General features: G+C 71.9%; 17 protein-coding genes and 1 pseudogene. 6 read left to right on the plus strand and 12 right to left on the minus strand.

From position 1 onward, the window contains the following. Positions 1–36: 36 nt before the first annotated feature. Complete coding sequence (locus OG758_RS17180; protein ID WP_116509123.1) at positions 37–231, minus strand: DUF3046 domain-containing protein; 195 nt, start codon at positions 229–231, stop codon at positions 37–39. Positions 232–310: 79 nt separating this feature from the next. Between OG758_RS17180 and OG758_RS17185 the strand changes: the two genes are divergently transcribed. Beyond that, positions 311–1,264, plus strand: a complete 954-nt coding sequence (locus tag OG758_RS17185) for a hypothetical protein (RefSeq protein ID WP_326710835.1) — start codon at positions 311–313, stop codon at positions 1,262–1,264. Between the two features lie 19 nt (positions 1,265–1,283). Here the strand turns inward: OG758_RS17185 and OG758_RS17190 are convergent, their stop codons facing one another. Continuing rightward, positions 1,284–2,468 carry a PucR family transcriptional regulator gene (locus OG758_RS17190; RefSeq protein ID WP_326710836.1) on the minus strand — a complete coding sequence of 395 codons (1,185 nt, stop codon included), beginning with the start codon at positions 2,466–2,468 and terminating at the stop codon, positions 1,284–1,286. A gap of 164 nt (positions 2,469–2,632) precedes the next feature. Between OG758_RS17190 and OG758_RS17195 the strand changes: the two genes are divergently transcribed. Further along, positions 2,633–4,036 carry an alkyl sulfatase dimerization domain-containing protein gene (locus OG758_RS17195; RefSeq protein WP_326710837.1) on the plus strand — a complete coding sequence of 468 codons (1,404 nt, stop codon included), beginning with the start codon at positions 2,633–2,635 and terminating at the stop codon, positions 4,034–4,036. Beyond that, positions 4,036–5,337, plus strand: coding sequence for an MFS transporter (locus OG758_RS17200; protein WP_326710838.1), 1,302 nt, complete (start codon positions 4,036–4,038; stop codon positions 5,335–5,337). The genes OG758_RS17195 and OG758_RS17200 overlap by 1 nt, the downstream gene beginning before the upstream one ends. A gap of 44 nt (positions 5,338–5,381) precedes the next feature. On the opposite strand, the gene OG758_RS17205 is transcribed toward OG758_RS17200, so the two are convergent. The 3 genes and pseudogenes from OG758_RS17205 to OG758_RS17215 form a co-directional block, all read right to left on the minus strand. After that, positions 5,382–5,690 carry an AzlD domain-containing protein gene (locus tag OG758_RS17205; RefSeq protein WP_326710839.1) on the minus strand — a complete coding sequence of 103 codons (309 nt, stop codon included), beginning with the start codon at positions 5,688–5,690 and terminating at the stop codon, positions 5,382–5,384. Continuing rightward, a complete protein-coding gene (locus tag OG758_RS17210; RefSeq protein WP_326710840.1) occupies positions 5,687–6,508 on the minus strand; it encodes an AzlC family ABC transporter permease in 822 nt (273 codons plus the stop codon). The genes OG758_RS17205 and OG758_RS17210 overlap by 4 nt, the downstream gene beginning before the upstream one ends. Positions 6,509–6,621: 113 nt before the next feature. Continuing rightward, positions 6,622–7,386 (minus strand): annotated as a pseudogene (locus OG758_RS17215) (AraC family ligand binding domain-containing protein); the annotation flags it as partial. A gap of 101 nt (positions 7,387–7,487) precedes the next feature. On the opposite strand from OG758_RS17215, the gene OG758_RS17220 reads away from it, so the two are divergent. The 3 genes from OG758_RS17220 (at position 7,488) to OG758_RS17230 (ending at position 14,207) form a co-directional block, all read left to right on the plus strand. Continuing rightward, positions 7,488–12,359 carry an ATP-dependent helicase gene (locus OG758_RS17220; protein WP_326710841.1) on the plus strand — a complete coding sequence of 1,624 codons (4,872 nt, stop codon included), beginning with the start codon at positions 7,488–7,490 and terminating at the stop codon, positions 12,357–12,359. A gap of 169 nt (positions 12,360–12,528) precedes the next feature. After that, positions 12,529–13,362, plus strand: coding sequence for an Fpg/Nei family DNA glycosylase (locus OG758_RS17225; RefSeq protein WP_326710842.1), 834 nt, complete (start codon positions 12,529–12,531; stop codon positions 13,360–13,362). Positions 13,363–13,430: 68 nt separating this feature from the next. Next, entirely contained in the window at positions 13,431–14,207 is a 777-nt protein-coding gene (locus tag OG758_RS17230) for an SDR family NAD(P)-dependent oxidoreductase (RefSeq protein ID WP_326710843.1), read from the plus strand. Between the two features lie 693 nt (positions 14,208–14,900). On the opposite strand, the gene OG758_RS17240 is transcribed toward OG758_RS17230, so the two are convergent. The 7 genes from OG758_RS17240 to OG758_RS17270 all read right to left on the minus strand — a co-directional run bounded on the left by OG758_RS17240 (position 14,901) and on the right by OG758_RS17270 (position 22,975). Further along, entirely contained in the window at positions 14,901–15,275 is a 375-nt protein-coding gene (locus OG758_RS17240; RefSeq protein WP_100591071.1) for a helix-turn-helix domain-containing protein, read from the minus strand. Positions 15,276–15,384: 109 nt separating this feature from the next. After that, complete coding sequence (locus OG758_RS17245) at positions 15,385–16,038, minus strand: CinA family protein (protein WP_326710844.1); 654 nt, start codon at positions 16,036–16,038, stop codon at positions 15,385–15,387. Then, positions 16,035–16,715 (minus strand): CDP-diacylglycerol--glycerol-3-phosphate 3-phosphatidyltransferase, encoded by a 681-nt coding sequence (pgsA, locus tag OG758_RS17250; RefSeq protein WP_326710845.1) that lies wholly within the window; start codon positions 16,713–16,715, stop codon positions 16,035–16,037. The genes OG758_RS17245 and pgsA overlap by 4 nt, the downstream gene beginning before the upstream one ends. Further along, positions 16,712–18,172 (minus strand): 30S ribosomal protein S12 methylthiotransferase RimO, encoded by a 1,461-nt coding sequence (rimO, locus tag OG758_RS17255; protein WP_326710846.1) that lies wholly within the window; start codon positions 18,170–18,172, stop codon positions 16,712–16,714. The genes pgsA and rimO overlap by 4 nt, the downstream gene beginning before the upstream one ends. Before the next feature lie 78 nt (positions 18,173–18,250). Continuing rightward, positions 18,251–19,129 (minus strand): helix-turn-helix domain-containing protein, encoded by an 879-nt coding sequence (locus OG758_RS17260; protein WP_326710847.1) that lies wholly within the window; start codon positions 19,127–19,129, stop codon positions 18,251–18,253. Positions 19,130–19,407: 278 nt separating this feature from the next. Then, positions 19,408–22,176, minus strand: a complete 2,769-nt coding sequence (locus OG758_RS17265) for a DNA translocase FtsK (protein WP_326710848.1) — start codon at positions 22,174–22,176, stop codon at positions 19,408–19,410. Positions 22,177–22,291: 115 nt separating this feature from the next. Next, positions 22,292–22,975, minus strand: coding sequence for a response regulator (locus OG758_RS17270; protein WP_326710849.1), 684 nt, complete (start codon positions 22,973–22,975; stop codon positions 22,292–22,294). Positions 22,976–23,110 lie beyond the last annotated feature (135 nt).

The following is a 23,110-nucleotide window of genomic DNA, read 5'->3' on the forward strand; positions in this document are numbered from 1 at the left end:
CGACAGCCGGTCACCGCCCCCGCTCGTTCGAGCAGGTCAGCGGTTCTCCGACGGAACATTCATCGTGCCGCACACCGCACGCCACACGTCCTTCGCCTCCCAGCCGGCGTCGAGCGCCTCGTGCACGGTGCGCCCACCGAGTTCCGTCATCACATGATCACGCGCGAATGTGTCGGCGTAGCCAGGACCGAAGTGATCCGCCATCCGCTGCCAGAAGACCGTCAACCGCATGACACCAGTATCCCGCCCCTGAGAGTGCAGCCCGGCACGGAAGGCTCACCGAGAACGCTTTCCGTCCTACGGTCGGTGCATGGCCGAAAACGGAGCATCCCCACTCCCTCAGACCAGCTCGGCGCCCTCCCCGCTCTCCCGTGCCGAGCACTTCGTCTGGCTGACCGCGCGCGTGCTGGAACAGCGACGCTTCGCCTACCACTTTCTCGGCGCGGGCCGGGCGGGCGCAGACGCCGTCGAGACCGCCCTCTCCGCCTACCGCAACGAGGACGAGGGCTACGGCCACGCCCTCGAACCCGATCTCCGCGGCCCGGTGAGCCAGCCCCTGCACACCGGGCAGGCGCTGCGCGTCCTCGACTCGATCGGCCGCTGCAGCGGCCAGCGGGTGGAGCGCGTGTGCCGCTATCTGACGTCCGTGTCGACCGCCGAGGGCGCTCTCCCGGCGATCCATCCCAGCCAGCGTGGCTACCCCTGCGCGCCCTTCGTGCCGGTGGTGGACGACCCACCGAGCGAGCTGCTGGCCACGGGCCCCGTGGTCGGCCTGCTGCACCGCAACCAGGTGTGGCACGCGTGGCTGTTCCGGGCGACCGACTTCTGCTGGGCCGCGGTCGAGTCCCTGAAGAAGTCCCATCCCTACGAGATCGAGGCGGCCGTGGCCTTCCTGGACGGCGCCCCCGACCGCCCGCGCGCGCAGGCGGCCGCCGACCGGCTCGGCCGGCTCGTGCGCGAGCAGCGGCTTGCGCTGCTCGATCCCGGGCGGCCGGAGGCGTACCCCGTAGCGGCCGGGTACGCGCCGGGTGAGCACCATCTTCCGCACGACTATGCGAAGACTCCGGAGTCGCTGGCACGCGCGTGGTTCACGGATGAGGAGATGGCGCGCTCGCTGGACTTCCTCACGGGCGAGCAGCAGGACGACGGCGGGTGGCCGATCCGCTGGCGCCAGTGGGCTCCGGTGATCGCGCTGGAGGCGCGCCCCGTGGTGACGGTCGAGGCGCTGCGCACCCTGCGGGCGTATGGGCGGCCGATCGCCTGACGTCTTCGTGGGAGGCGCCTCAGGAGGCGTCGACCGCGTCCCTCAGTAGAAGCGCGGCGATGGCGAGTGCCGTCCCGCGCGGAGCCGCCAGGTCGATGCCCGTCTGCTCGCCGATGCGGGCGAGCCGGTTGTCGACCGTGTTGGGGTGCAGGCCGAGCGCGGCGGCTGTCGCCCGGCGGTCCTGTTGGTGGGCGAGATGAGTGCGCAGGGTCTCCAGGAGCTCGGGCCGGCCGGCCACCGGGTCGAGCAGGGCCGCTATCCGGTGACTCGTCTCGCTGGGGCGGGACAGGTGGTACTCCAGGAGCACGTCGTCCAGGCGGTGCAGCCCGGCCGGGATGCCGCACGCGCGCGTGATGCGCAGGATCTCGGTGGCGGTGCGGGCCGCCGCGGTCACCTCCTCAGGGCCGGCCGTCCGCACGGCGGCCACCCGGACCTCGAACCCGCCGGCCTTGGCGAGACGGCCGGCCAGATCGTCCGGGGCCGGGCAGTCCTTGGGCACGATGACCCGCCCGCCGTCGGCCTCCAGGAGCGCGAGCACCTCCACTCCGAAGGTGTGGTCCAGGGCGGTCTGCAGCCGCCGCAGCCTGCGCCGCACGGCGACCGGCCCCTCGGCGGGATCCGCGTCGAGGCCGAGGGCCAGTACGAGAGCGGGCCCTTCGAGGCCGAGCTGGTCCAAAAGGACGTGCCCGGGCGGGACCATCCCGTCGAGCAGGCCGCGCACGAGGGAGCGGACCTGGGCCCGCTGCTCGGCCTCCAGGGCGGAGCGCTCGTCGAGATACGTCTCGGCCACGGCGCCCACGATCCCCGGGTGCGACTGCAGCAGGACGTCGGCGAGTTCGACCAGCGCGCCTTCCTCTCCGGGGCCCGCGACGTCGCGCAAGGCCTGCCACAGGGCGTACAGGCCGTGCGCGTAGGTGCGCAGGAGGAGGTGCAGCGGCATGCCCTCCTCGGCCCGCTGAGCGGCACGCTCGCGGAACAGCCGGTTACTGCCGGGCTGTGCCAGGTCCGGCTCGCTGACCCGTCGCAGGAAGAGCCGTACGCCGTGCCGGACGGTCGCGGCGACCTCCAAGTCCTTCACATCATCCGGGAGTTCGGCGTATCCGGGCAGTTCCTCGAACGCCTCGCGAGCCATGCGGCGGGCGAGTTCGTTGACTCTCGGTTCGCAGCGCGCGGCCAGGGAGCGGGCTTCGGGCGACAGGGCCACTGTTCCTCCATTCCCCCATGGACATGGACGGGGCACTGCGTTTGTGACGCGTCACATTACCCACGGGCGGGACGTGTGACGCGAGGCGGTGTTCGATCTCACATCGGGGGCCGAAACTCGTGGCCGGTGGCGATCGACCGCACTGCACACGAGGAGCCGAGGACATGACCGGACACAAAGAGCAGGACCACGCCCAGCACTCCGCGTACGGCCCGTACGGCGACTACATCGACCGGGTCTGGCAGGGCACCGAGACGCTGCTGCCTCATCTGACGGGCACGTACTCCGGGAGCGAACTGGTGCGCCTGCGTGACCGCGTGGGCTTCTTCCCGGCATTCGCCAACGTGGCCGCCTTCGACACGGGCGACGGCGTGGTCCTCGTCGACTCGGGCGACTTCCGTACGGCGGCCCAACTGCACGAGGCGGTTTCCGGGTTCGGTGCGGGGCCGGTGCGCTCCGTGGTGTACACGCACGGTCACGTGGACCACGTCTTCGGAGTGGCCCCCTTCGATCAGGAGGCCGACAAGAGCGGCGGCCCGCGTCCCGAGGTGATCGCCCACGAGGCCGTCCCCGCGCGGTTCGACCGCTACATCAGGACGGCGGGTTACAACTCCTGGATCAATCGCCGGCAGTTCGGAGTGCCCTCCCTGGAGTGGCCCACCACGTACCGCTATCCGGACGTCGTCTACAGGGACCGTCTGACCGTGCGGCGCGGGGAGCTGACGTTCGAGCTCGTGCACGCGCGCGGGGAGACCGACGACCACACCTACGTATGGATCCCCGAACTCAGGACGCTGTGCACGGGCGACCTGTTCATCTGGAACACGCCGAACGCGGGCAACCCCCAGAAGGTGCAGCGCTATCCGGAGGACTGGGCGCGCGCTCTGCGCGCGATGCAGGAGCTCGGCGCCGAACTCCTGCTGCCTGGACACGGCGTTCCCGTCGTCGGCTCCCGCCGCGTGCACCAGGCCCTCGACGACACCGCGCGCCTCCTGGAGTCGCTGTGCGAGCAGACCAGGGAGCTGATGAACGCGGGCCACCGCCTCGACGCGGTCATCCACGGGGTGAAGGTCCCCGAGGAGCTGCTGGCGAAGCCGTACCTCCACCCGGCCTACGACGAGCCGGAGTTCGTCGTACGCAACCTGTGGCGCCTGTGGGGCGGCTGGTACGACCAGAACCCCGCGCACCTCAAGCCCGCCCCGGAGGCGGACGTCGCGGCCGAGTTCGCACGCGCCGCGGGCGGCGCGTCCGCGCTGGCGCTCCGCGCCTCCGAGCTGCTCGCCGCCGGGGAACTGCGCCTCGCCTCGCATCTGGCGGAGATCGCGGCCCTCGCGGCGCCCGCCGACCAGGAGGTGGCACGCGTGCGTGCCGATGTGTTCGCACGACGTGCCCTCCAGGAGACGTCGACCATGGCGCGCGGTGTCTTCCACTGGGCCGCCGCCGAATCGGCAGCCTTGGCCGCCGGCACGGACGTGCAGACGGAGTTGACGCGCTCCCCGGAGGGACGCAGGCGGGCCGAGGGGGCGATCAGCGTCGGTGTTGTCGACGACGAAGACGGCTGCTGCTGATGAGCCGGGCGTGGCGCACCACGTGGCTGCTGCTCGCCTTCATGCTCGTGAACTTCGCGGACAAGGCCGTGCTCGGGCTCGCGGGCCCCGAGATCCGGGCGGACTTCGGCATCACGAGGCAGGAGTTCGGCACGGCGCAGTCGGCGTTCTTCGCACTGTTCTCGCTGGCCGCGCTCGGCGTCTCGGCCCTCACACGGCGCGTGCGGACGACGACCCTCCTGCTGGTGCTCGCGCTGCTGTGGTCGGTGGCGCAACTGCCGATGCTGTGGGGAGCGGCGGGGTTCGGCACGCTACTGGCCACGCGCGTGCTCCTCGGTGCGGCGGAGGGGCCCGCCTCCCCCGTCGCCATGCACCACGTCCACGGCTGGTTCCCGCAGCGTGAGCGGGCCCTGCCCACCGCGGTCCTGCTGGTCGGCGCGGCGGCAGGAGTGGCCGTCGCCTCGCCGGTGCTCACCTGGGTGATCACACACTGGGGCTGGCGCTGGTCGTTCGGTGTCGTCGGTCTGGCGGGCCTTCTGTGGGCCCTCTGCTGGCGGCTGTGGGGCACGGACGGGCCGCTGGCCCCGCCGCTCACCAGGAAGCCGTCCCAGGCCGCGGAGCAGACGTCCACGACGGACACGGTGCCGTTGCGCGCCATCCTGCTCTCCTGCACGTTCCTGACCGCCGCGCTCGGCTCGTTCGCCGCCTACTGGTCGATGAGCACCATGCTGACGTGGGCACCCGACTACCTGGAGAGCGTCGTCGGCTGGGACCTTCACCAGGCAGGCACGATGGTCGGCCTGGGCGCCCTCGCCAACGGGGCGGTCATCCTCGGCCACGGCCTGATCGCCCGGCGCTCCGCCCGCAAGGGCACACCTCGGCGCCTGCCCCCAGGGTCCGGTGCCGGTCTTCTCGTCATCGTCGCGGGCTGTGCCACCGCCGTGTACGGCACGACGGACTTCCTGGCGGTCAAGGTGCCCTTGATGCTCGGCCCCATGGCGCTCGCCATGGTGATGCTGACCGTGGCATCCACGGCCTGTGCCCGCATCGCTCCTCCGGCCCAACGCGGCGTCGTCCTCGGCACCTTGACCTTCGTCTACGCGCTGGGCGGCATCCTGTCGCCCCTGGTGCTCGGCGGCATGGTGGACCGCGCGAGGACGGTGTCGGCCGGCTACGAAGAGGGCTGGCTCCTCACCGCTGGGCTGCTGGTGACAGCGGGGGTCCTGGCGGCGCTCTTCTGCCGCCCGGAGGCAACCGCCCGGCGACTCGGCCTACCGGAACCCGCGGCGGGGTCGGTGCCGCAGGTGCCGGTGGCTCACTGAGTGCGGGTGGTAGATGTGCAAGGGGTCCACGCGCGCGTGGGGGCTCATCCCGTGACGGCGCGCAGCCCGGCCGTGACCACGACGGCCGCCGCGACGACGACCAGGAACGGCGCACGCAGGATCAGCGCGACCGCTGCCGCGGCCAGCCCGGCCGCCTTCGCGTCGAGAACGAGCGTGGTGCCGTCGGCGAAGGTCTGCTGGGCCGTGAGCGCGGCCAGCAGGGCCACGGGGAGCAGCGCCGCCAGTCGTCGGACCACGGGCCGTTCCAGGACACCGGCGGGTACGAGGAGGCCGATGAGCTTGACGGCGTAGCAGCCGACTGCGGTCACCGCGACCGCGACCCAGATGTTCATCGGCCCTCTCCCTGTCGGCCGTCGGCCTTCTGCGGGTCCTCTTGTGGGTTCTTTCCGGTCGCTCTCCGTGCCGCCCGGCGCCCCTCTGCGCAGAGCACGGCCGGCGCGGCGAGCGCGGCCACCAGGACCGGAACACCGGCCGGCAGGACAGGCAGCAGCCCGAGGCCGAGGATGACGGCGATACCGGCCACGGCCCGTTCTGTGGATGTCCGCAGCATCGGCGCGAGGAGCGCCAGGAAGACCGCCGGTCCGGCCGCGTCGAGCCCCCAGGCGTCGGTGTCCCCGATGGCCTCCGCACCGAGCGCCCCGAGGAGGGTCGTGAGGTTCCACAGCACGTACAGGGTCAGTCCCGTGACGGTGAAGCCGATACGGGCGCTGCGCCGCGTGGGCTGGGCGAGCGAGACGGCGGTGGTCTCGTCGATGACCCAGTGCGCGGCGAAAGGGCGCACCACGCGCGGGAGGGCGAGCAACTGGGACAGGCGCAGCCCGTAGAACGAGTTGCGCACGCCGAGGAAGAAGGCGCCCGCAGCTGCGGTGAGCGGGTTGCCGCCGGCCGCGATCGCGCCCACAAGGGCGAACTGCGAGGCCCCGGTGAACACGAGCAGGCTGAGCGCGCAGGTCTGGAGCACGCTGAGGCCGCTGCCGGCCGAGGTCACGCCGAAGGCGAACCCGGAGAGCCCGACGGCGACGCCGACGCCGAGCGCGTCCCGGACGACGGCGGAATCGGCCTTCTCAGGCCTTCCGTCGCCGGGCCGTCCTGCTTGCCCGTCCCGTGCTGATCCGGCGCGTCTCGCCGCGGATGTTGTCTGTTCTGCCACGCCTGTGACGGTACGAGGAAGCGCGCGGCCGGGTCTTGTACGTTCTTGCGCTCCCGCTGGTAGGCGCCGGGCGGTACGCCGACGATCCGCGTGAAGTGCCGGTTCAGGTGCGGCTGGTCCGTGAAGCCGACCGTCACGGCGGCGTCGGCCGGTGCCGTGCCGCCGTCCAGGAGGCGGCGGGCGGTTCGCACGCGCGCGTCGGTGAGCCAGGTGTGCGGCGGCATCCCGTACGCGTCCCTGAAGGCGCGCAGCAGGGCGAACGGGCTGGTGCCGAGTTCGGTGGCCAGCGCCTCCAGCGACGGCGGCTGTGCCATCCGTTCGGCGAGCACGGCACGTGCGCGCGCCGCGATCGTGGCGCCGGCGGACCGCATGGGGCGGGCGGTCATGGGCTGCCCGTGATCGCGCAGCAGCCGGGCGACCACGATGCGCAGCAGGCTGTCGGCGGCGAGTGCGTTGCCCTCCTCCGCCGCCCGGTGCACCTCGCGGATGAGGTGGGCCGCGTGCGGGTCACCGACGATCGGTTCGGCGAACCCGGCCGTCCCGCGGACCGACGTGGTCTCGCCGGCGATCTCCGCTATGACATCGGCCGACGGATAGAGCGTGTGGTACGCCCAGCCGCCGGGCTCACCTGCCCGCGCGGTGTGCGCCACCTCGGGGTTGATCATGACGACGGTGCCGGGTCCCGCGTGCACCGTGCCGGTCGGCAGTCCCACGTCCTCGATGCCGCTGGTGACCGCGCCGAAGACGTACCCGTCGTGGCTGTGGCGGGGGAAGGTGTGGCGGACGTAACGCGCCCGCAGCAGGTCGAGGCCCGGCAGCTGTTCGTAGCGCCAGTGCCTGGCCCATTCCTTCGTTCCCGACCCCGCCATGCGTTCCATTCTGCGCCACGAGCTGGCCACGCCACCCGGCGCCGGGGTCCGGGCGCGGAGCGTTTGCGCAGGTCCGGGCCGTTGTCAGTGGGGAGGTGCACGATGGGTGCATGGTCAGGTCCGCACGCAGCCCGCTCGACGGTTTCTCCCCCGCGACCCGCAGTTGGTTCACGGGGGCGTTCTCCGCGCCCACGTCCGCGCAGACCGGGGCGTGGCAGGCCATCGGCGAGGGCTCGGACGTGCTGGTCGTCGCGCCGACGGGTTCCGGCAAGACCCTGGCCGCGTTCCTGGCCGCCCTGGACCAGCTGGCGTCGACGCCGCCACCGGCCGACCCGAAGAAGCGCTGCCGCGTCCTGTACGTCTCGCCCCTCAAAGCCCTCGCGGTCGACGTGGAGCGCAATCTGCGCAGCCCGCTCACCGGCATCCGCCAGGAGTCGGTGCGCCTGGGACTGCCCGAGCCCGAGGTGAAGGTCGGCATCCGCTCCGGGGACACTCCCCCGGCCGAGCGCCGCGCCCTGTCGACCCGGCCGCCGGACATTCTGATCACGACGCCCGAGTCGCTGTTCCTGATGCTCACGTCCGCAGCGCGTGACGCGCTCACGGGCATCGAGACGGTGATTCTCGACGAGGTGCACGCGGTCGCGGGCACCAAGCGCGGCGCCCACCTCGCACTGTCCCTGGAGCGGCTCGACGAGCTGCTGCCCCGGCCCGCCCGCCGGATCGGCCTGTCCGCGACGGTCCGTCCTGTCGACGAGGTGGCGCGTTATCTGTCGCCGCAGCGCAAGGTGGAGATCGTCCAGCCGCACTCGGGCAAGGAGTTCGACCTCTCGGTGGTCGTCCCCGTGGAGGACCTGGGCGAGCTCGGTGGCTCGCCCGTCGCCGACTCCGACCAGGCCGCGGAGCGGCCGTCCATCTGGCCGCATGTCGAGGAGCGCATCGCCGACCTGGTCCAGTCGCACCGCTCCACGATCGTCTTCGCCAACTCCCGCCGCCTGGCCGAGCGCCTGTGCAACCGGCTGAACGAGATCGCGTACGAGCGGGCGACGGGCGAGGCCCTCCCCGAGGACCACGCACCGGCCGAGCTGATGGGCGGTTCGGGCGCGGCGAACGGAGCGCCGGCGGTCATCGCCCGCGCCCACCACGGATCGGTCTCCAAGGAGCAGCGCGCCCTCGTCGAGGAGGACCTGAAGGCGGGCCGGCTGCCCGCCGTGGTCGCCACGTCCAGCCTTGAGCTGGGCATCGACATGGGCGCGGTGGACCTCGTCGTCCAGGTGGAGTCCCCGCCCTCCGTGGCGTCCGGCCTCCAGCGCGTGGGCCGTGCGGGACACCAGGTGGGCGCGGTCTCCACAGGCGTCGTCTTCCCGAAGTACCGGGGCGACCTCGTCCAGGCGGCCGTGGTCACCGAGCGGATGCGCACGGGCTCCATCGAGTCCCTCCGCATCCCCGCCAACCCCCTGGACGTGCTGGCCCAGCAGCTCGTCGCGATCACGGCGCTCGACACCTGGCAGGTGGACGACCTGCTCGCGCTCGTCCGCCGCGCCGCCCCCTTCGCATCGCTGCCGGAGTCCGCGTTCACCGGCGTCCTCGACATGCTCGCCGGACGCTATCCCTCCGACGCGTTCGCCGAGCTGCGTCCACGCGTGGTGTGGGACCGCATCGCAGGCACGATCACCGGACGCCCCGGTGCCCAGCGCCTGGCCGTCACCTCCGGGGGCACGATCCCGGACCGCGGCCTCTTCGGGGTGTTCCTGGCCGGATCCGACCCCAAGAAGGGCGGCGGCCGGGTGGGCGAGCTCGACGAGGAGATGGTCTACGAGTCCCGGGTGGGCGACGTGTTCACCCTCGGTACGAGTTCCTGGCGCATCGAGGACATCACGCGCGACCGCGTGCTGGTCTCCCCCGCGCCCGGCGTCCCGGGCAGGCTCCCGTTCTGGAAGGGCGACCAGCTCGGCCGGCCGCTCGAACTGGGGCGCGCGGTGGGCGCGTTCCTGCGCGAGGTCGGCTCCCTGTCCCCGGAGGACGCCCGGCTCCGGCTGCTCACTGCGGGCCTCGACGCGTGGGCCGCAGACAATGTGCTGGCCTATCTGTCCGAGCAGCGCGAGGCCTGTGGCCACATCCCGGACGACCGCACCATCGTGGTCGAGCGGTTCCGTGACGAGCTGGGCGACTGGCGGGTCGTCGTGCACTCCCCCTTCGGCGCGCAGGTGCACGCCCCCTGGGCGCTCGCCCTCGGGGCCAGGCTCGGCGAGAAGTACGGCATGGATGCCCAGGTCATGCACGCCGACGACGGCATCGTGCTGCGCCTTCCCGACGCCGATCTCATGAGCCTCGACCTCCTGGACCAGGAGCCCTCCAAGGCCGGTTCGGAGTACGACGCCGACCAGGCGCCCCTGGGGGCCGCCGACGTCGCCTTCGACAAGGGCGACGTCAGCCAGATCGTCACCGACCAGGTCGGCGGCTCGGCCCTGTTCGCCGCCCGCTTCCGCGAGTGCGCGGCCCGCGCCCTGCTGCTGCCCCGACGCAACCCCGGCAAGCGCACCCCCCTGTGGCAGCAGCGCCAGCGCGCCTCCCAACTCCTCCAGGTGGCCAGCGAGTTCGGCTCGTTCCCGATCGTCCTCGAAGCCGTACGGGAGTGCCTCCAGGACGTCTTCGACGTGCCCGGCCTCGCCGAGCTGATGGGTGACATCGAGTCCCGCAAGGTCCGCCTCGTCGAGGTGACCACCCCGGAGGCCTCCCCGTTCGCCCGATCCCTCCTGTTCGGCTATGTCGCCCAGTTCCTGTACGAGGGCGACTCCCCGCTCGCCGAGCGGCGTGCCGCGGCTCTGTCGCTGGACTCGCGGCTGCTCGCCGAACTGCTCGGCCAGGCCGAGCTGCGCGAGCTCCTCGACGCGGACGTGCTCGCCGAGCTGGAGCAGGAGCTCCAGTGGCACACCGACGACCGCCACATCAAGGACGTCGAGGGCGTCGCTGACCTGTTGCGCGTCCTCGGGCCGCTCACGGACACCGAGTTGACGGAGCGGGGCGCCGAGCCGGGGTGGGCCCGGGAGCTGGCGTCCGCCCGCCGCGCCATCCGGGTCCGTGTCGCGGGAGCCGACCACTGGGCGGCGATCGAGGACGCGGGCCGGCTGCGGGACGCGCTCGGCACAGCGCTGCCGGTCGGCGTACCCGAGGCCTTCACGGAGCCCGTCAAGGATCCCCTGGGCGACCTTCTCGCCCGGTACGCACGCACGCACGGCCCGTTCACCTCCGCCGCGGCCGCCACCCGCTTCGGTCTCGGCGCGGCGGTCACGGACGGCGCCCTGCAACGCCTGGCGGCGAACGGGCGGGTGGTGCAAGGCGAGTTCCATCCGGCGGGCATCGGCCAGGAGTGGTGCGACGCGACGGTGCTCCGACGTCTGCGCCGGCGTTCGCTCGCGGCCCTGCGGCACGAGCTGGAGCCGGTCCCGCCCGCCGCCCTTGCCCAGTTCCTGCCCCAGTGGCAGCACTTGGGCGGGCACGGGCTGCGCGGTGTGGACGGCCTGGTGCGTGCGGTCGAGCAGTTGCAGGGCGCGTCCGTTCCGGCATCCGCCCTGGAGAAGCTCGTCCTGCCGTCCCGGGTCTCGGGTTACGCGCCCGCGATGCTCGACGAACTCACGGCGTCGGGCGAGGTCGTGTGGGCCGGTGCGGGTTCCCTGCCCGGCAAGGACGGCTGGGTCTCCCTGTACCTGGCCGACACGGCACCGCTCCTGCTCCCCGCGCCGCACCCCCTGGAGCTCACCGCTCTCCACCAGTCCGTCCTGGACACGCTCTCCGGTGGTTACGGCCTGTTCTTCCGTCAGATCGCCGACCAGGTCCGCGCGACGACGCACCCAGATGCCACCGATCCCCAACTGGCGGACGCGCTCTGGGATCTGGCCTGGTCCGGGCGGCTCACGAACGACACGCTGGCCCCGATGCGCTCGCTCCTGGGGTCGGGCCGCACCGCGGGATCCACGGCCCATCGCGCCCGCCGCGCGATCCCTCGCGGGCGTTACGGAGGCCTCACCGCCGCCGCGCGGACCGCCTCCCGATCGGGCCCGCCGACCGTCGCGGGCCGCTGGTCGCTGCTGCCCGCAGTCGACCCCGACCCGACGGTGCGCGCCCACGCCCTGGCCCGCACGCTCCTCGACCGGCACGGCGTGGTGACCCGGGGCGCCGTCGCCGCGGAAGGCGTCGAGGGCGGCTTCTCCGCGGTGTACCGCATCCTGTCCGCCTTCGAGGACAGCGGCCAGGCCCGGCGGGGGTACGTCGTCGAGGGCCTCGGCGCCGCGCAGTTCGCGATGGACGGCGCGGTGGACCGCCTGCGCGCGGCCGCGAACGCCCGCGATCGCGGCGACGCCCCGCCCGACCCCTACGCAGGCCCGCCCGGCTCGCCCGCGAACCCCACGACCGACGCATCGGCGGCCTGGGACCCGTCATGGCCACCGCCCACCGGACCACACGCCGTCCCGGACTTCCCCCCGGACTTCGCGGAACACGACGCCTGGCCCGCACCCGGCCACCCCGGCCTCGACTCCGGCCCCGGTCGCGCCCCGCGCCGCCGCAGGGCCGCTTCCAGAGCCGTCGTCCTCGCCGCCGCCGACCCGGCGAACGCCTATGGGGCGGCCCTGCCCTGGCCCGACTCCCCCACCGGCGCCGGACACAAGCCGGGCCGCAAGGCGGGCTCCCTGGTCGTGCTCGTCGACGGCGAGCTGACCCTGTACATGGAGCGCGGCGGCAAGACCCTGCTCGCCTGGCCGGCGTCCGAAGGCGATGCCGGCGCGCTCACCGCCGCCGACGTGGCCGAGGACTCCCGGCTGCCCGCCGCGGCGGAGGTGCTTGCCGATGCCGCCAAGGCGGGCTCCCTCGGCACGATCACCGTGGAGCGGATCAACGGCTCGGCTGCTCTGACCTCCCCGTTCTCGTCCCTCCTGGAAACCGCAGGCTTCCACGCAACCCCACGAGGCCTACGCCTGCGCGCGTAGCCCCGACCCGTCACCGAACACGCCCACCCCAACCCCCACCACTTCACTCCGAGCCCGCACCGGGCCCCCTCCCCGCCACCTCACCCCGAGCCCGCACCGGCCCGCCTCTGCCCGCTGTGCCGGCCCACGCCGACCACCCCACCTCAGCGACCCGTGCCACCCTTGACCCATGCCCGAAGGAGACACCGTCCTGCAGACCGCGCGGCGTCTGCACACCGCCCTCGCGGGCCAGGTGCTCATCCGCTCCGACCTGCGCGTCCCCCGCTTCGCCACGGCCGACCTGACCGGCCGCACCGTCCTCGACGTCACCCCGCGCGGCAAGCACCTCCTCACCCGCATCGAAGGCGGCCTCACCCTTCACTCACACCTGCGCATGGACGGCTCCTGGAAGGTGTACGCACCGGGCGAGCGGTGGACCGGTGGCCCCGGCCACCAGATCCGCGCGGTCCTCGGCAACGCCACCCGCACCGCAGTGGGCTACCGCCTCCCCGTCCTCGAACTCCTGCGCACGGCCGACGAGACCAAGGTGGTCGGCCACCTCGGCCCCGACCTGCTCGGCCCGGACTGGGACGCCGGCACAGCCCTCCTCAACCTCCTGCGCGATCCGGCCCGCCCCCTCGGCGAGGCACTCCTCGACCAGCGCAATCTCGCGGGCATCGGCAACGTCTACAAGTCCGAGCTGTGCTTCCTCCTCCAGGTCACCCCATGGCTGCCTGTCGGCGACCTTCCCGCCGAAACCGCCGCCCGCCTCCCCGAACTCGCCAAGAAGCTCCTCGAAGCCAATCGCGACCGCCCCGCGCGCGTCACCACCGGCAGCGGCCGCCCCGGCCAGCGGCTCTACGTCTACGGCCGGGCGCCCCGCCCCTGCCTGCGCTGCCGCACCCCGATCCGCGTGGCAGACCAGGGCGACGGCTCCCGCGAACGTCCCACCTACTGGTGCCCCTCCTGCCAACACGGCCCGGCCCCGCGCCCGTACGCCAAGCAGCCCCCGACCATTCGATGACACCGCCTCACCAGATAGCCCGTACCAGCTAATTGACGATCCGTCAGAAGTGCTCGTACGGTCCCCTCATGCCCGTCACCGCGTACGACCTCACCGGACGCACCGCATTCGTCACCGGCGCCGCGAGCGGCATCGGACGCGCCTCCGCCCTGCTCCTGGCCGACGCCGGAGCCACTGTGCACTGCGCCGACCGCGACGCGCAGGGCCTGCACGAGACGGCGACGCTGATCAAGACCAGGGGAGGCACGGCCCGCACGCACCCCCTCGACGTCGCGGACCGCAGCCAGCTCGCCGAGGCGGTGGCGGCGGCCGTCGACGCGACGGGCCACCTCGACGTCATGGCCGCGATCGCCGGGATCATGCACAGCAGCCCCGTCCTGGAGACCCGCGACGAGGATCTCGACCGCGTCCTCGGTATCAATTTCAAGGGCGTGCTGTACGCCTGCCAGGAGGCCGCCCGAGCCATGATCGCGACGGGCACACGCGGCAGCATCGTCACGATGGCGTCGGGCGCCGTGGACACCGGCGGCCCCGGACTGCTCTGCTACGGCGTCTCGAAGGCCGCCGTCGTCCAGCTGACGAAGACCCTGGCGACCGAGGTCGGTCCGCAGGGCATCCGCGTCAACGCGGTCGCTCCCGGCTGGATCCGTACGCCCATGACCGGCCGGCACGACGCGTCGGAGCAGTCGCACACGGAGGCCCTGATGGTCCGCATGTCCCCGCTGGGCCGCGTGGGCGAGGCGGACGACATCGCGCACGCCGTCCTGCACCTGGCATCGGACGCGTCATCGTTCACGACGGGCCAGATCCTCCGCCCGAACGGCGGCGTCGCCATGCCCTGGTAAGCCACCCGCCCGCGCCCCCGGCTCTTGCGGACCGCATCTCCCCCGCAGAAGTACCGCCCCGCCCCGCACCCCCCGCAGAAGTCCCACCCGGCCGCACAGATCCCACCGCCCCCGCCGCCCGCGACTTGGGCGCAGTGTGCACCGGCAGCAGGCTCAGCCCCCACCCACCGGCCGCCACAGCCCCCTCGAAGGCACCCGCGTCCGGCGAGAAGGCCAGACGCAGCAGGCCCCACCACCACAGCACCCCGAAGGCCACAGCCGGTATCCAGCGCGCGGTCCGCCACACCCCGGCCGGTATTCCGCGCACGGTCCGCCACGCCACGGCCGCCACCTCCTGCCCGATGCCGGATCGGATCGAACCCGAACGCCGGCGCCACCCGGCGGCAGGGCGCCCCGGGCGGCGTTCCCGCACACCGAAGGCGCTCCCGCGCACGTCGAAATCCCCTTCACCATGGCACGAATGCTCTGATGCGGGCATGTCGAGCGCCGCCCGGCGCCGCCCCTGGCCCGCCACTCCAGGCGCCCCGCCCCGCCCTCCAGCCCGCGGCCCGCCGCCCGCCGCCCGCGCACCACTCGACATGCGAGAGCCTCCACATGCGAGAGCTCCCCATGCAAAAGCCCCGGCCGATCTCCCGGCCGGGGCTTTCACACACTTATGAGTGACACCTGCACGAGGCGTCACGCCGCGTGGGATCACGCAGCGACGACGTCCACCGCTTCCGCAGGCGCCTTGATGGTCACCCGTTCCGGTGGGACACCGGCCACGGAGACAGAATTGAGCCGCGGGCGAACCGGTGCGGGCACCGGATCAGTAGCCGCTGCCGACTCGGCCAGCTCGGCGAGAGCGAGCTCGTCGCTCACCTCGCGCATGAGCTCGGACATCCGTACGTCAAGCGCGTCGCAAATAGCGGACAGCAGCTCGGAGGATGCCTCCTTCTGCCCCCGCTCCACCTCGGAGAGATAGCCGAGCGAGACTCGGGCGGACGAGGAGACTTCGCGCAGAGTACGGCCCTGGCGCTGGCGCTGCCGACGCAGCACGTCACCCAGCAGGCGACGGAGCAGAATCATCGGTGGCTCCCTCCTCGGACCGCGTAGCCGCATCCTTCACGCCCCACCGTACCGCCTTGCGCCGCGGCCGTGCGGGGAGCGATGTCGTGTTCACTCAGGGCTGTAAACATCAAAACCCCCCGTTCTGTTCCGTATCCTGTGCCCGCTCATTCTCTGCGCGTTCGCTCAAGACCTGCTCAAGGAGCAGCTCAAGCACACTCCGTACACTCTCCATACGGATTTCCGAACGGTCGCCGTTCAACCGCAACGCGGCCACTTTCCGGCTACGAGCGAAACTGCCGCCTAGAGCCCCGGACCGCTCAACCCCGGCGCCGGCTCCCGCGTCAGCCCCTCCGGAACCCGCATCGAAGGCAATGGAATTCCCCGGACCGACGACGGCCACGAAGACCGTCCCCACCGGCTGCCCGTCCTGCTCGTCGGGCCCGGCGACGCCTGTGGTCGCGATCCCCCAGTCCGCGCCGAGGACCCTGCGCACCCCCGTCGCCATCTGCAGGGCGACCTCGGGATCCACCGCCCCGCGCTCCGCCAGGAGAGTGCCATCGACGCCCAGGACGTCCCGTTTCAGCTCGGTCGCGTACGAGGTCACGGACCCGCGAAAGACGCGCGAGGCGCCCGGCACCGAGGTGATGTCCGCCGCCACGAGGCCGCCGGTAAGCGACTCGGCGACCGCGAGGGTCTCGCCGCGCTCGGTGAGCAGCCGGAGCACCACGGCGGCGGTGGCGAGGCCGTCCGCCCCGCCACCGCCGACCGCTCCGGACGTCACTGCTCCGCCGCCGCCTCACGTTCGTCGCGGGCGGCACGCTCGGCCGCCATGCCCTGCCGGCGCAGCACCACGGCCTGCTTCACGTAGTCGAGACCGGTGAGCACGGTCAGCGCAACCGCCACCGCCATCACCCAGAATCGGAAGGTCGCCAGCGGGCCGGTCAGCGCCAGGACGTACATCCCGACCGCCGTGCCCTGGGCGAGGGTCTTTATCTTGCCGCCGCGGCTGGCCGGGATCACCCCGTACCGGATGACCCAGAAGCGCAGCAGGGTGATCCCGAGCTCACGCCCGAGGATCACTCCCGTCACCCACCAGGGCAGGTCGCCGAGGCTCGAGAGACAGATGAGCGCCGCCCCCATGATCGCCTTGTCGGCGATGGGGTCGGCGATCTTCCCGAAGTCCGTGACCAGGTTGTACGTGCGCGCCAGGTGTCCGTCGAAGACGTCCGTGATCATGGCGACGGCGAAGGCCGCCCAGGCCCAGGCGCGCCAGACGGGGACGTAGCCGCCGTCGGCGAGCATGAGCGCCACGAAGCCCGGCACGAGGACGAGCCGGAGCATGGTCAAGATGTTCGCGATGTTCCACAGGCTGGCCTGGTTGACGGCCGCAGCGCCCAGCTTGCCGCCGGGCGCCGGCCTACCGGAACCGCCCGTGGCGGATGCCGGTACTCCGGTCATCTGCCCGCCTCCTCAGAACACTCGAGCGGCTCGGCGACCAGGTCGACGCCCTGGGTGCCGATCACCTTTGCCTCGACGATACGGCCCACGCTCAGGCCCTCGCTGCGGGTGAGCAGCACCTGCCCGTCCGTCTCGGGCGCCTGGTGCTCTCCGCGCCCGACGGCACCGTCCTCGTCGTCGATGGACTCGACGAGCACGTGGACCGCCTCGCCGACGCGCTCGTCCGCGCGCTGCGAGACCAGCTCCTCGGCGAGCCGCGACACACGCGCGAGGCGCTCGGCGACGACGTCCTCGTCGAGCTTGTGCTCGTACGTCGCCGCTTCCGTGCCCTCCTCGTCGGAGTAGCCGAAGACGCCGATCGCGTCGAGGCGGGCGCCGGTGAGGAAGCGCTCCAGCTCGGCCAGGTCGGCCTCGCTCTCGCCGGGGAAGCCCACGATGAAGTTCGACCGGACACCGGCCTGCGGCGCCTTGCCACGGATCGTGGAGAGCAGGTCGAGGAAGCGGTCGGTGTCCCCGAAGCGCCGCATGGAGCGCAGCACGGCGGGCGCCGAGTGCTGGAACGAAAGATCGAAGTAAGGAACGACCTTGTCGGTGCCCGTGAGGACGTCGATGAGGCCGGGGCGCATCTCGGCGGGCTGCAGATAGCTGACACGTACCCGCTCGATCCCGTCGACGGCGGCCAGCTCGGGCAGCAGCGTCTCCAGGAGTCGGATGTCGCCGAGGTCCTTGCCGTACGAGGTGTTGTTCTCGGAGACGAGCATGACCTCCTTGACGCCCTGCTCGGCGAGCCAGCGCGTCTCACCGAGGACATCGCTGGGCCGGCGCGAGATGAAGGAGCCGCGGAAGGACGGGATGGCGCAGAACGAGCAGCGGCGGTCGCAGCCGGACGCCAGCTTCACCGAGGCGACGGGGTTCGTCCCGAGGCGACGGCGCAGCGGGGCGCGGGGGCCGGACGCGGGCGCGAGCCCCTCGGGCAGGTCCACGGGGGCGTGTCCGGGGAGCGCCACCCCGGCGCCCGCGTCCTGCCGCTCGGCAGGGCTGATCGGCAGCAGCTTGCGCCGGTCGCGCGGGGTGTGCGAGGCGTGGATGCCGCCGTTGAGGATGGTCTGGAGCCGGTCGGAGATGTCGGCGTAGTCGTCGAAGCCGAGCACGCCGTCGGCCTCGGGGAGGGCTTCGGCCAGGTCCTTGCCGTACCGCTCGGCCATGCAGCCGACGGCCACGACGGCCTGGGTTCTGCCATGACCCTTGAGGTCATTGGCTTCGAGAAGGGCGTCGACGGAGTCCTTCTTGGCGGCTTCGACGAAGCCACAGGTGTTGACGACAGCGACGTCTGCGGCCTCGGCGTCCTCGACGAGCTCCCAGCCGTCCGCCTCCAAGCGGCCTGCGAGCTCCTCCGAGTCCACCTCGTTACGGGCGCAGCCAAGAGTGACAAGGGCGACGGTACGGCGTTCGGGCATGGGCTCAAGACTACTTCGTCCCACCGACAGCACAGCCCGCGAGGGTTACCCGGAGATCATCGCCGGGCAACCTCCCGCTCATCCGACCTCGGGATCACCCTTGGTGTAGGTGAGGCGCTCGACCTGTCCGGGCTCGAACTCGTTGTCCACCTGCTTGCCGTTCACGTACAGCTGGATGGCGCCCGCGTCGCCGAGAACGAGGTCGACCTTCTGGTTGTCCTGGAAGGTCTTCGACTCACCCTGTTCCAGTAGACCGTCGAACATGATCCGTCCGTTGTGGTCCTTCGCGGAGATCCAGCTGCGGCCGTCCGACGCGTTGATCTTGACAGTGACCTTGTCACGGGGCGCGGCCGCGATCGCGCTGTCGGTCGGGTCGGGCTTGGGGTCGGTGGGCTTGGTGGCCTTCGGGGTGTGCGTGGGCTTGGGCTTGCCGCTGGCCGGTGTCGCACCCTCGGCGGCCTGCTGCTTGGCACCGTCGTCGCTGCCGCCGAACGCGGTGAACCCGACGAAGCCGATCACCGCGACGATCGCGGCGACCATGGCCGCCGTCCAGTTCGGCCGGCGCGGCTCGGACCTGATCCGCTCGGCCTCGAACAGCGGAGCGGCCGGAGTCGGCGCGGGCCGCCCACCGTGCTCGTCGGCGTACTGGGCGAGCAGCGGCTCGGGATCGACGCCCACGGCGCGCGCCAGGGTCCGGAGGTGACCGCGGGCGTAGACGTCGCCGCCGCACCGCGAGAAGTCGTCCTCCTCGATCGCGTGCACGATGGGGATGCGCACCCGGGTGGACGTACTGACTTCGTCGACGGTCATCCCGGCGTCTTCGCGCGCCTGACGGAGGACGCGTCCGATCGAGGGGCGGTCGTCCGAGGGCGTGGGCGCCTGCTCGACGGCCGGCGGGGTCGTCGCGCGAACGTCATCCGAAGGACGGTCGTCTTCAGGGGAGTTGCCGATGGACACGGGGGCGCCTTTCGAGCGTGTAACCACCTGCTGGAGGTTCAGTCTAGGGGGGGTACGAAAGGGTGGGGCAACTGGGCGGTCAGACCTTTACGCCATCGGAATGGCCGGACACGAAGGCCGGTCGCCCCGATGTTGGAACACCTACCTGTCCCCTCCCTCAACTTGACGTACGCGGAGGGGAAACGGTTGCCTCACGCTCCCTAACGAGTGAGCGTCGATCGCGAGTGTGAGCCGTCCGTTCGACTTGCGGGGTGCGCGCCGTCCCTGGGACGCGTACCTCAGGGTTGAGCCTCCCCGCGGATCACGGCGAGCACTCCATCCAGTTCGTCAGCCTTCACAAGAACATCACGCGCCTTCGAACCCTCGCTCGGTCCCACGATGTTCCGCGACTCCATGAGGTCCATGAGCCGCCCGGCCTTCGCGAAGCCGACGCGCAGCTTGCGCTGAAGCATCGACGTGGAGCCGAACTGCGTGGAAACGACCAGCTCAGCGGCCTGGCACAGCAGGTCCAGGTCGTCGCCGATGTCCTCGTCGATCTCCTTCTTCTGCTTCGTCCCAACGGTGACGTCGTCCCTGAAGACGGGCGCCATCTGGTCCTTGCAGTGCTGGACGACGGCGTGGATCTCGTCCTCGGTGACGAAGGCGCCCTGCATACGGGTGGGTTTGTTCTGGCCCATCGGCAGGTACAGCCCGTCGCCCTTGCCGATCAGCTTCTCGGCGCCGGGCTGGTCGAGGATGACGCGGCTGTCGGCGAGCGAGGAGGTGGCGAAGGCGAGCCGGGAGGGGACGTTGGCCTTGATGAGGCCGGTGACGACGTCGACCGACGGGCGCTGGGTGGCGAGCACCAGGTGGATGCCGGCCGCGCGCGCGAGCTGCGTGATACGCACGATCGAGTCCTCGACGTCCCGCGGCGCGACCATCATCAGGTCCGCGAGCTCGTCGACGATGACCAGCAGATACGGGTACGTCTTCAGCTCGCGCTCGCTGCCCTCGGGCGTCTTGAGCTTGCCGTCGCGGATCGCCTGGTTGAAGTCGTCGATGTGCCGGTACCCGAACGCCGCGAGGTCGTCGTAGCGCAGGTCCATCTCGCGCACGACCCACTGCAGCGCCTCGGCGGCCCGCTTGGGGTTGGTGATGATCGGCGTGATCAGGTGCGGGATGCCCTCGTACGCGGTGAGCTCGACGCGCTTGGGGTCCACGAGGACCATGCGCACGTCCTCGGGGGTCGCCCGGCACATGATCGAGGTGATCAGGCCGTTGATGCAGGAGGACTTTCCGGAGCCGGTGGCTCCGGCGACGAGGATGTGCGGCATCTTGGCCATGTTGGCCATGACGTAACCGCCCTCGACGTCCTTGCCGAGCGCGACGAGCATCGGGTGGTCGTCCTCGGCCGCGTCGGCGAGGCGCAGGACGTCACCCACGTTGACCATTTCGCGGTCGGTGTTCGGGATCTCGATGCCCACGGCGGACTTGCCGGGGATGGGCGAGATGATCCGGACGTCCGGGGACGCGACGGCGTAGGCGATGTTCTTGGCCAGCGCCGTGATCTTCTCGACCTTCACGGCGGGGCCGAGCTCGATCTCGTAGCGGGTGACCGTCGGGCCGCGAGTGAAGCCCGTGACGTTGGCGTCGACCTTGAACTCGGAGAAGACGTTCGACAGCGAGTCGACGACTGCGTCGTTGGCCGCGCTGCGTGACTTGCCGGGGCCGCCGCGCTCCAGAAGGTCGAGCGACGGCAGTGAGTAGGTGATGTCGCCGGACAGCTGGAGCTGCTCGGCACGCGGCGGGAGGTCGCGCGGGGCGTCGGGGGCGGACTTCGTCAGGTCGGGCACGCCGGCCTTGGCCGCCGCGGCTGCGGCCGCGGGCTCAGGTTCCGGCTCCTTGGCCTCCTTCGCCGGGGCCTTCGCCCGCGCGGTAGGCACCGGCGCCGTGCGCTCCGGAGCGCTCACCCGCTCCGTACCGACCCCCTGCGTCAGATCGGCGACCAGCGGCGACGGGGGCATGCCGTGCAGCACGGCCCCGTCGAGCGCCGCGGCGGCCGCCGCGGCCACGTCGACCGCGTCCATGGGCCGGGTCACGACGGGCTGCACAGGGGTGCGCCGGGGCCTGCGCCGCTTGGAGAGCGCCTCGTGCTCCGCCTGGTCGGGGTCGTACGTCTCGGACTCCACCGGGCGCCGTCTGGAGCGCGCGGGCAGCGACTCGCGCCACTGTTCGTCGTAGCGCTCGTCGTTGTCCGCCGCACCGAGCGCGTCGTCCTCGGGGTCCGGATGGACGACGCCGAGCTTCACGCCGAGCAGCCGCAGTCGCTGCGGAATCGCGTTCACGGGCGTCGCGGTGACCACGAGCAGCCCGAAGACGGTGAGCAGGACGAGGAGCGGTACCGCGAGCACCTGTCCCATGGTGAAACTCAACGGGGTGGAGGCTCCCCAGCCGATGAGCCCTCCGGCGTCCCTTATGGCCTGCATGCCGTCAGTGCGGGCGGGCGAGCCGCAGGCGATGTGGACCTGGCCGAGTACGCCGATGACGAGCGCGGACAGGCCGATCACGATGCGCCCGTTGGCCTCGGGCTTCTCGGGGTGCCGGATGAGGCGTACGGCGATGCCGCCGAGCAGCAGCGGTACGAGCAGGTCGAGGCGGCCGAACGCGCCCGTGACGAGCATTTCGACGAGGTCGCCGACGGGGCCGCGCAGATTCGACCAGGTGCCCGCCGCGACGATCAGCGCCAGCCCGAGGAGGAGGAGTGCGAGGCCGTCCTTGCGGTGTGCCGGGTCGAGCCCCTTGGCGCCACGGCCTATACCGCGGAACATCGCGCCCACGCTGTGCGCGACGCCCAGCCAGAGCGCGCGTGCGAGCCGGTACACGCCCCCGGTGGGGCTGGGCACCGGCTTGGGCGCGGGCTTCTTCGCCGCGGCTTTCCTCGGGGGCGCCTTCTTGGCCGCGGACTTCTTCGCGGCCGTCTTCTTGGCAGGGGCCTTCTTCGCCGGAGCCTTGGTCGGCGCGGCCGCCTTCTTCGCGGGCGTCTTCTTGGCTGCGGGACGTGAGGCCATGGGTGCGAGGTTACCGGTGGAGACCACTGCGGACACGTGTGCCCACTGCTTCACCCGTCCGTGTCGTGGATCGGTGTGCCCGGAAGTGACGCTTCCTCAAATGGTGGGCTGCTGCTCAGTTCTGCGAAGGAAGTGACGGTGCGCCGCTTCCCGTACCGGGCTCCAGGGCGTCAAGAGCGCGGCGCAGCCCCGTGAGTTTGCGTTCGAGATGCGCGGCCGTGGCGACCGCGGCAGCGTCCGCCGACTCATCGTCGAGCTGCTTCGAGAGCGCCTCGGCCTGCTCCTCAACGGCCGCGAGCCGCGCGGAAAGTTCGGCCAGCAGCCCGGCCGGCTCCTTGGAGTCGCCGACGTCGGACTTCCCGCTGCCCTCGAGCTGGAGCCGCAGCAGGGCCGCCTGCTCCCGCAGTTGGCAGTTCTTCATGTACAGCTCGACGAAGACCGAGACCTTCGCGCGCAGGACCCACGGGTCGAACGGCTTCGAGATGTAGTCCACCGCACCGGCCGCGTACCCACGGAACGTGTGGTGCGGTCCGTGGTTGATGGCCGTGAGGAAGATGATCGGGATGTCGCGTGTCCGCTCCCGCCGCTTGATGTGCGCCGCGGTTTCGAAACCGTCCATTCCTGGCATCTGGACATCCAGCAGAATGACCGCGAAATCGTCCGTGAGCAGCGCTTTGAGTGCTTCCTCCCCGGACGATGCCCGCACCAGTGTCTGATCGAGCGCGGAGAGGATGGCCTCCAGCGCCAGCAGATTCTCCGGCCGGTCATCGACCAGGAGGATCTTGGCCTTCTGCACCATGGCCCGCCCTCCTCGCCCCGGCATGGGGCCGCCCCTGTCCGCAGGACTTGGGACGGCTCCGGAAGCCGCCCCAGAGGGCGACTCCCTTGCGTCGCCCGTCCTTGTGCCGGTCATGGTAGCCGCACCCCGCCTGTC

Source organism: Streptomyces sp. NBC_01474 (genome assembly GCF_035918215.1).
Classification (GTDB): Bacteria; Actinomycetota; Actinomycetes; order Streptomycetales; family Streptomycetaceae; genus Streptomyces; species Streptomyces aureus.

Coding starts and splice junctions, on each gene's coding strand:
- pgsA (WP_326710845.1), bottom strand. CDS start 16,715: ATGACCGGAGTACCGGCATCCGCCACGGGCGGTTCCGGTAGGCCGGCG.
- OG758_RS17185 (WP_326710835.1), top strand. CDS start 311: ATGGCCGAAAACGGAGCATCCCCACTCCCTCAGACCAGCTCGGCGCCC.
- OG758_RS17240 (WP_100591071.1), bottom strand. CDS start 15,275: ATGATTCTGCTCCGTCGCCTGCTGGGTGACGTGCTGCGTCGGCAGCGC.
- OG758_RS17180 (WP_116509123.1), bottom strand. CDS start 231: ATGCGGTTGACGGTCTTCTGGCAGCGGATGGCGGATCACTTCGGTCCT.
- OG758_RS17205 (WP_326710839.1), bottom strand. CDS start 5,690: ATGAACATCTGGGTCGCGGTCGCGGTGACCGCAGTCGGCTGCTACGCC.
- OG758_RS17225 (WP_326710842.1), top strand. CDS start 12,529: ATGCCCGAAGGAGACACCGTCCTGCAGACCGCGCGGCGTCTGCACACC.
- rimO (WP_326710846.1), bottom strand. CDS start 18,172: ATGCCCGAACGCCGTACCGTCGCCCTTGTCACTCTTGGCTGCGCCCGT.
- OG758_RS17270 (WP_326710849.1), bottom strand. CDS start 22,975: ATGGTGCAGAAGGCCAAGATCCTCCTGGTCGATGACCGGCCGGAGAAT.
- OG758_RS17200 (WP_326710838.1), top strand. CDS start 4,036: ATGAGCCGGGCGTGGCGCACCACGTGGCTGCTGCTCGCCTTCATGCTC.
- OG758_RS17230 (WP_326710843.1), top strand. CDS start 13,431: ATGCCCGTCACCGCGTACGACCTCACCGGACGCACCGCATTCGTCACC.
- OG758_RS17265 (WP_326710848.1), bottom strand. CDS start 22,176: ATGGCCTCACGTCCCGCAGCCAAGAAGACGCCCGCGAAGAAGGCGGCC.
- OG758_RS17220 (WP_326710841.1), top strand. CDS start 7,488: ATGGTCAGGTCCGCACGCAGCCCGCTCGACGGTTTCTCCCCCGCGACC.
- OG758_RS17195 (WP_326710837.1), top strand. CDS start 2,633: ATGACCGGACACAAAGAGCAGGACCACGCCCAGCACTCCGCGTACGGC.